The sequence below is a fragment of the Acetobacter sp. genome, from assembly GCF_047721705.1.
Lineage (GTDB): Bacteria > Pseudomonadota > Alphaproteobacteria > Acetobacterales > Acetobacteraceae > Acetobacter.
Map to the genome: position 1 here is coordinate 23707 of NZ_JBDNXK010000031.1, position 9400 is coordinate 33106.

The 9400-nt window shown below is 58.1% G+C and carries 10 protein-coding genes; 3 read left to right on the top strand and 7 right to left on the bottom strand.

Annotated elements, in window-relative coordinates; all coding sequences use genetic code 11:
- Positions 1–8: 8 nt before the first annotated feature.
- On the top strand, positions 9–206 hold the full coding sequence (locus ABF824_RS07265) for a DUF4089 domain-containing protein (protein WP_415487534.1): 198 nt from the start codon (positions 9–11) through the stop codon (positions 204–206).
- Positions 203–1573, top strand: a complete 1371-nt coding sequence (locus tag ABF824_RS07270) for an AtzE family amidohydrolase (protein WP_415487536.1) — start codon at positions 203–205, stop codon at positions 1571–1573. Before ABF824_RS07265 ends, ABF824_RS07270 begins: the two co-directional genes overlap by 4 nt.
- 18 nt (positions 1574–1591) lie before the next feature.
- On the opposite strand, the gene ABF824_RS07275 is transcribed toward ABF824_RS07270, so the two are convergent.
- Complete coding sequence (locus ABF824_RS07275) at positions 1592–2119, bottom strand: DUF4112 domain-containing protein (protein ID WP_415487538.1); 528 nt, start codon at positions 2117–2119, stop codon at positions 1592–1594.
- On the opposite strand from ABF824_RS07275, the gene ABF824_RS07280 reads away from it, so the two are divergent.
- Positions 2118–2816: a MarC family protein gene (locus tag ABF824_RS07280; RefSeq protein ID WP_415487540.1), complete on the top strand. Its 699-nt coding sequence runs from the start codon at positions 2118–2120 to the stop codon at positions 2814–2816. The two genes, ABF824_RS07275 and ABF824_RS07280, sit on opposite strands and share 2 nt — an antisense overlap.
- A gap of 3 nt (positions 2817–2819) precedes the next feature.
- Here ABF824_RS07280 and ABF824_RS07285 read toward each other — a convergent pair whose 3' ends face one another.
- The 6 genes from ABF824_RS07285 to ABF824_RS07310 all read right to left on the bottom strand — a co-directional run bounded on the left by ABF824_RS07285 (position 2820) and on the right by ABF824_RS07310 (position 9267).
- Complete coding sequence (locus tag ABF824_RS07285; RefSeq protein WP_415487542.1) at positions 2820–3404, bottom strand: uracil-DNA glycosylase family protein; 585 nt, start codon at positions 3402–3404, stop codon at positions 2820–2822.
- Positions 3401–4111, bottom strand: coding sequence for an NAD-dependent deacylase (locus ABF824_RS07290; RefSeq protein WP_415487544.1), 711 nt, complete (start codon positions 4109–4111; stop codon positions 3401–3403). The genes ABF824_RS07285 and ABF824_RS07290 overlap by 4 nt, the downstream gene beginning before the upstream one ends.
- 87 nt (positions 4112–4198) lie before the next feature.
- Complete coding sequence (locus ABF824_RS07295) at positions 4199–5716, bottom strand: ArnT family glycosyltransferase (RefSeq protein WP_415487546.1); 1518 nt, start codon at positions 5714–5716, stop codon at positions 4199–4201.
- A 133-nt stretch (positions 5717–5849) separates the two neighbouring features.
- Positions 5850–7727, bottom strand: a complete 1878-nt coding sequence (gene cysC, locus ABF824_RS07300; RefSeq protein WP_415487548.1) for an adenylyl-sulfate kinase — start codon at positions 7725–7727, stop codon at positions 5850–5852.
- Between the two features lie 18 nt (positions 7728–7745).
- Positions 7746–8540, bottom strand: coding sequence for a sulfate adenylyltransferase subunit CysD (gene cysD / locus ABF824_RS07305; protein WP_010668087.1), 795 nt, complete (start codon positions 8538–8540; stop codon positions 7746–7748).
- Positions 8541–8580: 40 nt separating this feature from the next.
- The gene (locus tag ABF824_RS07310) at positions 8581–9267 is read right to left on the bottom strand and encodes a phosphoadenylyl-sulfate reductase (protein ID WP_415487550.1); all 687 of its coding nucleotides are present in this window, start codon (positions 9265–9267) and stop codon (positions 8581–8583) included.
- Positions 9268–9400 lie beyond the last annotated feature (133 nt).

Consider the following 9400-nt stretch of genomic DNA (forward strand, 5'->3'; position numbering starts at 1 on the left):
GGGAAATCATGGTGAGCGGGGAACAGGATACGTCTCAGGCTGAGACACAGGTCCGGGTCATGGCGCAGACAATCCATTTGCCATTACCGGATGCCTGTTTGCCCGGCGTTATCGCCAATACGCAGCTGCTGAACGGCTATGTCGATCTGATTCTTGGGTTCGATCTGCCGGACGATTGCGCTCCCGCTTACGAGTATGAGCCATGAGCCAGACAGCGGTCGCTATCGCCAACAGGGTCCGTTTTGGCGTCTGTTCGGCGCAGGAGGTGATAAAAACTACGCTCGAAGTTCTGCGGACACGCGACCAGACTTACCATTGCGTCACGCGGCTGCTTTCCGACCGGGCGCTGAGCATGGCGGAAGATCTCGATGCCCGTATTGCCAAGGGGGATCCGGTTGGACCGCTGGTTGGTGTGCCATTCGGGGTCAAGGATCTTTTCGACGTTCAGGGACTTGTGACCACGGCCGGTTCCATCGTCCTGAACAACAATCCACCGGCGACAGATGATGCGGTCGTCGTGCAGCGACTGGTGGAGGCTGGAGCAGTTCCAGTGGCGACGCTCAACATGGATGAGTTCGCCTATGGGTTCGCGACGGAAAACGCGCATTATGGAACCACGCGAAATCCGAGAAACACGGACTGTCTCGCGGGTGGTTCTTCCGGGGGGTCTGCGGCGGCTGTGGCTGCTGGAATGCTGCCCTTTACTCTCGGTTCCGACACCAATGGTTCGATCCGTGTGCCTGCCTCTCTCTGCGGTGTGTGGGGGTTGAGACCAACGCAGGGATCGTTGCCGATGGAGGGTGTTTATCCTTTCGTTGCCAGTCTCGATACGGTGGGACCGTTTGCCAATACGGTGACTGATCTCGCACGGATTTTCGAGGTGATGAGCGGTCGTCCTCAGGAGGAAGTCGAGGATGTTCGCGGGCTGAATGTAGCGCAACTGGCTGGGTGGTTCATTCAGGATGCTGATCCTGCCATTCTGGACGGGATGGACCGCATTTCGGACTTCTTCGGATCACGACGCAAGCTGACTCTGGCGGAAGCGGAGCGGCTGCGGGCTGCGGCTTTCGTGATTTCAGCAGCAGAAGGGGGCACGCTGCATCTGCCGCGCCTGCGCACGGAGCCGATGGCCTATGATCCAGCGACACGTGACCGCTTGATGGCTGGTAGCATGATTCCCGCATCCGCTCTGGTGCAGGCTCATCGTTTGAGAAACTGGTTTCGTGCGGGATTGCATGAGTTGTTCAAGGAAGTGGATCTCCTGATTGCGCCAGCGACGCCGGGCGTAGCGCCGCGTTTCGATCAGGCGACTGTCACTCTGGGCGGGAAGAAGGTCCCGGCGCGCGCCAATCTGGGTGTGTTCGCCCAGCCACTGAGTCTGGGAGGGATGCCCATCCTGTCCGTCCCACTGCCACCCGTCGGTTCAGGCCCGACAGCAGGTATGCCGCTGGGTGTGCAACTGATCGCCGCGCCGGGTCGCGAAAATATCCTTTTCGCGGTCGGCAAGGCGCTGAGTCAGATGCATCTCGCAGGCTACCCGATGATGGGCATTCCCGGTGAGGAAACATCCTGAATCAGTTGCCCCGTCTGCTCAGGGTGACGGAATACCGAAATACTGTTCCAAAAGGCGGACATTACGCATGTTGGCCTTGAAGGCGACATCCGCGAGATCGCCAATGACAGGCACGGTGTCGAGGGCTGCTTCCATGCCGATGTTGAGCAACATTCTGGCTAGAAGCCTGCCGGGCACCTTCAGGCGCCATGCCTCCCACACAAAGAAGAGCGACAGAGCGGCCATCGCCACTGGTCCAATGCCGGGAATAAGGCCGACAATCGCATCGGCTCCGAACCGGATTTTTGTTCCGGGAATGCGGAGCGCAGCATCAAGAAGCCGTGCCATCTGCCGCAGTCTGGCGAGACGTTGAATGATATCGCCTTGTGTCCGGAAATGATCGCCGTAGGCGCTATTGAGCGAAATGTTCATATTTATGAAATGGAGAGTGCTGTGTCCTACGACAAGAGTGCTCAGATGATCTCGCTGGAAAAATTCTGGTGATTTGATACGAAACGCATTGCGTGGCTCATGCCATAGCGCCTTTTTCCGGAAACGCCCGTTCATGCATCTTCCTGTTGACTTCATCGTTGCGCGTGACAGTTTCCTGCTGGCTTTTCCAGCGCTCTTCTCCATCATCAATCCGCTTGGGGCAGCGATCATCTTTCTGCAGGCGGCTCAGGGTTGTTCCCGCGCAGAGCAGAGAAGACTTGCGCGACAGGTGGCTCTTTACAGCGTTTTTCTGCTGATTGGTTCAGTATGGGCGGGGAGCGCGCTTCTCGTTTTTTTCGGTATCACCATCAACGCCCTGCGCGTGGCGGGTGGCCTGTTCGTGGCGCGTGGAGGCTGGGTGATGCTTCAGAGTCCGGAAGACAATGAGCAGAAAAGGCAGGATCAGATCACCAACAAGGATGGATCGGCAGTTTCATCACCGCGTTTGCAGGACATTGCGTTCTTTCCGCTGACCATGCCTTTCACAGTCGGGCCGGGGACGATCGCTGTTGCCATTGCTTTGAGGTCAGGTGATGGAGGACGGCACTGGTTCGCCTATGACATGGGGATTTATTGCGCTTCCGTGGCGGTCGCGCTCACTGTCTGGATTGCTTATTCACATGCTGACAGACTGACCTCGATGCTGGGTATCACGGGCACGCGCATTCTGGGGCGGCTGGCGGCGCTGGTGCTGCTTGCCATTGGCGTGCAGATTGTCGCTTCTGGCATAATCGGCTTTGCCACCGATTTCATGGCCACCCACAAACAATAGGTCTCAGCGGGCAAGAGCTTTCGCGACGTGCTCACGAAGAGCGGGTAGCACTTCCTCTCCGAACCAGGGATTGCGTTTTTCCCATGCTCCGGTCCGCCATGAGGGATGAGGCAGCGGGAAATATTGGGGCAGATAGTCCTTGAAATGCGCGACACGGTCAGAGACGCGGCCCGGTCCAAGAACATAATTCTGGGCATAGGAACCAACGAGGAGTGTCAGTTGCACGTCCGGCAGGTTGGCAAGAACCTGATCCCGCCAAAGAGGAGCGCATTCTTTTCGCGGTGGGCAATCGCCACCTTTTGGCAGGCGTCCGGGATAACAGAATCCCATTGGCACCAGCGCGACCTTCTCGGTGTCGTAAAAAGTGGCGCGATCCATTCCGAGCCAGCTTCGCAGGCGGTCACCTGAGGCATCGTTAAAGGAAATGCCCGTCTCGTGGACTTTCGTGCCGGGTGCCTGACTGGCGATCAGGAGGCGTGCGCGTGGTGAGACATGCAGGACAGGTCGCGCACCAAGCGGAAGACTCCCGGCGCAGACAGTGCAGGCCTTGATGCGGGCAACCAGATCTGAAAGAGCCTCATCTTTCATGATGTTTCTGCGGCCAGTCGACTTTTTACGAAGCGGGGAACGACCGAGGTCGCAGGGCCGTAGGCAGCTTCATCGAACAGTCCGGCATTCCCAGAGGGCGCGAGATTGAGTTCGACGGTGTGAGCATGATTGGCCGCCAGTTCAGTGAAGCCTGCCGCCGGATAGACTGTCGCTGACGTGCCAATGGCGACAAAACAGTCGCAGCGTGCGATGGCATCCATGATTCGCTCCATGTGAAGGGGCATCTCTCCAAACCAGACAACATCCGGACGGAGTGCCTGTGCGCCGCATTCGGGGCATGCTGTCGCACGGGTGCAGTCCTGACGCCATGGGGGCGTCGCGCCACAGGCGAGACATCTGACCCGCAATAGTTCCCCGTGCATATGCACGACATTACGGGAACCGGCGCGTTCATGCAGATCGTCGATGTTCTGCGTTACGAGCAGGAAAGCGTCGTCCTCATTGGCGCCGTAAGCCCGCTCCAGTTCGGCCAGAGCGCGATGAGCCGCATTGGGAGCAACGTGCTGTAATTCCTGCCGCCGGTGGTTGTAAAAAGCATCCACCTGATCAGGATCTCGGGAAAATCCTTCAGGCGTGCACACATCTTCCAGTCGCACCCTGGACCAGACACCGTCTTCGTCACGAAACGTCGCCAGTCCTGATTCCCGGCTGATACCGGCTCCTGTGAGAATGACGATCCGTTCCATGCGCTACTCCATTCTGCGACAGAACCGGCACACGTGCCCGTTTTGAATCAATGCACGGACGGGAGTGATTCTTCATCAGTTCGAAAGTTATTGAGGCCCTGTTTCCGAATTTCTCTTGTAAATCGTGATGGCGCTACGTTCTTTGTCGACGTGTCGATCTGCTGGTCGCATATAACGATATATCAGATGGTATTGAGTTGTCAGAATACCATCAAGATAGTGTCGGACCTCCATATTTTCATCTTCCGATAAGGTATCATTGCTCACGACATAGAGTGGCGTTTTCGACATGATCCGGTGGAGTTCGGCCAGCGGATCCATGCCCGTCCCGTATTTTTCGGAATTCATATAAAAATGGGAAGGAAAAGGATGAGTGGTCAACGCGCACCATGACACGAAATCATAGAGCGTGGGTGGACCACGATAAATGAAGATGCACCCTGGAGGATCGCTCAGATAATGGGTGAGGGCTTTGAGAGTATCGGCATTGCCTCTTTTCCGGATATGCGAACTGACCAGTTTCTCACCAAAAATGAAACCCGTCAGAAGACAGAGGCTCAGCGTGATACGTCCGGCCTGCCACCTCCAGAGTGGGGCAGCGATGACAGCGAGAGGCGCGTAAGTCGGTAGGGCGTAATGATCGAACCAGTCTCCAAAAATCAGAACGCCGAACAGGGAAACCGCAGCCCAGAGAAAGATAAATCTGACCTGGATGGAGCGTCTTGTTTCGGATGGGAAAGTTGCGAAAGCAAACGTTCCGCTGATGACCAGTGGCAGCTGTTTCGCCACCAAGGGAAGCAGAAAGAGTACGAGCAGATTGCCGGGGCGGGGCTGCCTCAGAAAGATTGATTGTATATTGGCAAAAAACCACTCATGCCCGTGTCCGATCAGAACGTAGAACCCAGCCGCCAGAAAGGTAGGGGCAAGAGCTGTCGCGACCCATAAAAGTGCGTCTGTTGCAATGACGCCGACTGGTTTCCTAGCCTTGAAATCGCACCAGAGCAGAAAACAGCCGAGAAAAATTCCTTCAAAAACGGCCGTATATTTTATCTGGATCGCCAATCCGAACAGCGCCATTCCCACGATGCCCACGGAACGAAGACGATCAGGGCGTTCTTCCGGCCATAGAGCGCCGAAAAGGGTATGTGCCATCGCGGCAGTGACAAGCAGATTATAGAATACCGGTGACTGGCCGCCTTCGCCGCCGGACAGATTGAGGCAGGCGATATAGAGCAGGCCGCTCATCAGGGCTCCACCGGGGGGAGCAAAGGAACGCGCCATTCTGACAAGGAGCAAAGACGTGCCCCACACGCTGAACAGCGCAAAAATCTGATAGGCCCAGATACGATAAGCGCCGAACAGATGGAAGAAAGCGTAGAGAAGGAAAAGCCCGAGCGGCTTACGGTCCCAGAGCTGCACATAAGGCAGATCGCCGTGGAGCATCCGGCCACCCACGAAGAGGTAAAACTCCTCATCGATATGGATGAACGGATTACCGAAAGTCTGGAAACGGCACAGGACTGCAAACAGAAGGAGGGCGAGAGGCGCGAAGAGCGGGGAAGTGAGCGCTCGGGTATAAAATGCCACGGCAAGGAGATCCGTCATTTCGACGGGAGATACCCGCCACAATCAGGGCGGTTCTGCCATTTCAGCAATCTTATGACAAATTTAAAGAAGTGACGGGATGTAATCTTTTTTTACTGGTTGAAAAAAGGATTACATCCCCGGCGCCATCTTCTCAGATAACGCTCAGAATGTGAGTCACGAGCGCGTCAGCGTTTTCTTCCGCTGTAGCCCCGTCTGCCCTGATGTGCAGATCGGCTTTTGTCGGCGCTTCATACGGCGCACTGATGCCGGTGAAGTTCTCGATCTTGCCATCGCGCGCGGCCTTGTAGAGCCCCTTGGAATCACGCTGCTCACAGGTCGCAAGGCTGGTGTCGACGAAGACCTCGTCAAACTCCTCACCAATGATCTTGCGTGCCAGAGCGCGGTCAGCCACCAGCGGCGAGATCAGCGCCACGATCACAACCTGACCGGCCTGCGTGAGGATCTTGGCGACCTCGGCTGCACGACGGACATTCTCGTGACGATCAGCCTCGGTGAAGCCCAGATCGCTGCACAGTCCCATGCGGAGCGTGTCGCCATCCAGAACGAACGCGTCGATGCCACGTGCAAACAGCTTCTTCTCGGCCAGACGGGCGATCGTGCTCTTGCCTGCGCCGGACAGACCGGTCAGCCACACGACACGCGCCTTGTGCCCCTTGCTGCGGGCACGCTGCGCGCCGTCAACTTCGCCAGCCGACGGATGGATTGCGTGGCCGTCCTTCAGATCAGCCGGGCCAAGCAGCGGAGCGCCACCGACGATGCGCTGGTTACGGTCAACCAGAACGCCGCGTCCATCGGACGTGCCGGGCGAGAACGGGTCGAACTGGATGGCTTCACCGGCCACCAGCGTGACATGCGCAAAACCCTCGGGACCGACTTCCTGAGCTTGCTGCTCGGTCAGATCATCGAGACGCAGAACTGAGTCGATCGACGCCACTGTCACCTGATGCTCGGCAGTGGAGAGACGCAGACGGAAGCTCTCGCCAACACGCAGCGGCTCCTGACGCAACCAGAACAGATGCGCACGGATACGGGCCGTTTTCTCGGGTGCTTGATGCGGCAGGAAGAGCATGTCGCCACGGGCCGGGATCACGTCCGGCTCAAGAACCAGCGCGATGGACTCACCGGCTTCAGCTTCCTTGTTGTCAGCGGCATGCCAGCGGGCGACCTTAGCCACACGAGCCTTGCTGCCCTGCGTGCCGATTTCTACCGTATCGCCCTCACGGATGACTCCACGCTCGATACGACCGGCGACATAGCGCACGTCCTCATAGCGATAGACATCCTGCACAGGCATGCGGAACGGCAGCGCGGCGCGGGTATTGCCGCTTGGAACGGCAGCCAGCGCCTCGGTGAGGATCGGGCCGGTGTACCACGGCGAACGCTCGGACCGGCTGGCGATGTTGTCGCCGTCACGGGCAGAGGCCGGAACGAACAGGGATGGTGTCAGATCAAGCTGCGCCAGCAGGTCTGTCACGGACTTTTCGACGGCGCGGATTTTCTGCTCGTCGAAGCCCAGTAGATCGGCCTTGTTCAGCAGAACGATGATGTGCCGAATGCCGATCAGACGCAGCAGCATCGCATGACGACGGGTCTGCTCCTGCGCACCCTCGTTGGCGTCCACCACCAGCACGGCGGCTTCGGCATCAGCGGCACCGGTAATCATATTGCGCAGAAACTGACGGTGGCCCGGCGCATCGACGATCACGAACTGGCGGTTACCCAGACGGAACGGAATACGGGTGGAATCAACCGTTACACCCTGATCGCGCTCGATCTGGAGGCTATCGAGGAGGAAGCTCCACTCGACAGCCAGACCGCGCTTCTTGGAGGAGTCGATGATTTGCTGAACCTTGCCGTCCTGCAGATTGTCGGTGTCATACAGCAGACGGCCGATCAGGGTGGATTTGCCGTGGTCGACATGCCCGACGATGACGATAGGCGTTGCGGTGTCCAGCAGAGCCTCGCGGTCGGCGGGATCAAGGCGTGCGGCGGAGAGTGTGTCGCTCATGGTGTCTGTTCCCAGCTCTCAGAGATAACCGGCGACACGCAGCCGCTCGAATGCGTCTTCGGATTCATGGTCCATGGCGCGACCAGCACGCTCGGACGTCTTGGTGGTCTCAAGTTCCGCGATGACCTCGGCCACGGTGGAGGCGTTGCTCTCGACCGGGAAGGTGATGTCGGAATCGCCCAGCGAGCGGTAACGCTTGCCGTTCTTGGCGAAATACAGGTCGACCAGCGGGATGTTCTCGCGTTCGATGTAGCGCCAGATGTCGATCTCACGCCATGAGAGCAGCGGATGCACGCGGATGTGCATGCCTTCCTCGTGCGGGGTGGCATACTGATCCCAGAACTCGGGTGGCTGGTTGCGGATGTCCCACTTGTGGGAGGCACCACGCGGGCTGAACACGCGCTCCTTGGCGCGGGTGCCCTGCTCATCGCGACGGATGCCGGCGATGACGCCCTGTAGCTTGTTCTTCTCGATCATGCTGGCGAGACCCGCGGTCTTGCGGGCAGCCGACCGGGCGGCAGGCGGCAGGGTCGGGTCCATTTCCTCGACCGGCGGGCAGTAGCCCAGCAGCAGATCGAGATTCCACTTCTTGGTGTATTCGTCGCGGAACGCATACATCTCGGGGAATTTCTTCTCCGTATCGACATGCATCACCGGAAACGGCACGCGGCCCATGAACGCCTTGCGGGCGAGCCAGACCATGACGTTGGAATCCTTACCGAGCGACCACAGCATGGCCAGCGGCTTCAGCTTCCGATACGCCTCGCGGAGGATGAAGACGCTCTGCGCTTCAAGTTGGTCGAGATGATCCATGATTAAGTGGAACCTTCTTATGCTGTCAGGCCGAATACTGTCAGGTGGGGCGGTGGATGCCGCATTCGACTTTTGCCATACCAGCCCAGCGGCCGGCACGGGGATCTTCATTTTCGCCCACCGGCCGTGTGCAGGGCGCACAGCCGATTGAGGGATAACCTTTGGTGGTCAGCGGATGACGGGGCAGGCCGCGCCGTGTCATTTCGGCGTCGATCTGCTCGGCTGTCCATTCGGCTAGCGGGTTGATCTTGATGCGTCCCTCGCCATCCGGCTCGATGATTTCCATGCGTTTACGGGTCGCCGCCTGAGAACGCTTTCGCCCGGTGATCAGCGCCGGATAGGGCAGGGTGGCCGCATCTAGCGGCTCGACCTTGCGCATCTTGCAGCAGGCGTCGGGGTCGAATGCCCAGAGCTGCCCTTCGGGGTCACGATCTTCGAGAACACGGGGCGCGGGACGGACATCAATCACGTCCAGCAGGCCCAGCGTGCGTGCCAGTTCATGACGGTAGGCAATGGTCTCTGGGAAATGCATGCCCGTTTCAAGGAACAGAACGGGCAAAGCCGGATCGATTTCGGCAACAAGAGCCAGCAGCAGCGCAGACTCGGCGCCGAAGGATGACAGCACCGCAACCTGTCCGGGGAACGTTTTCACCGCAGCTTCCAGAACTCTGGTTGCATCTGTGCCAGCAGCTTTGAGCGTATCGATCTGTTGCTGGGTGAGACTCATTAACGATAACCCTGTTGGTTATACGACAAGATGTCGTGCTTTATGGGGCTCATGTAGGGGATGAACTGTATAATTTCAAGGTGCAGTCCAACATATGGATCAGATTGATTATATTTTTATTACACTATTTTTA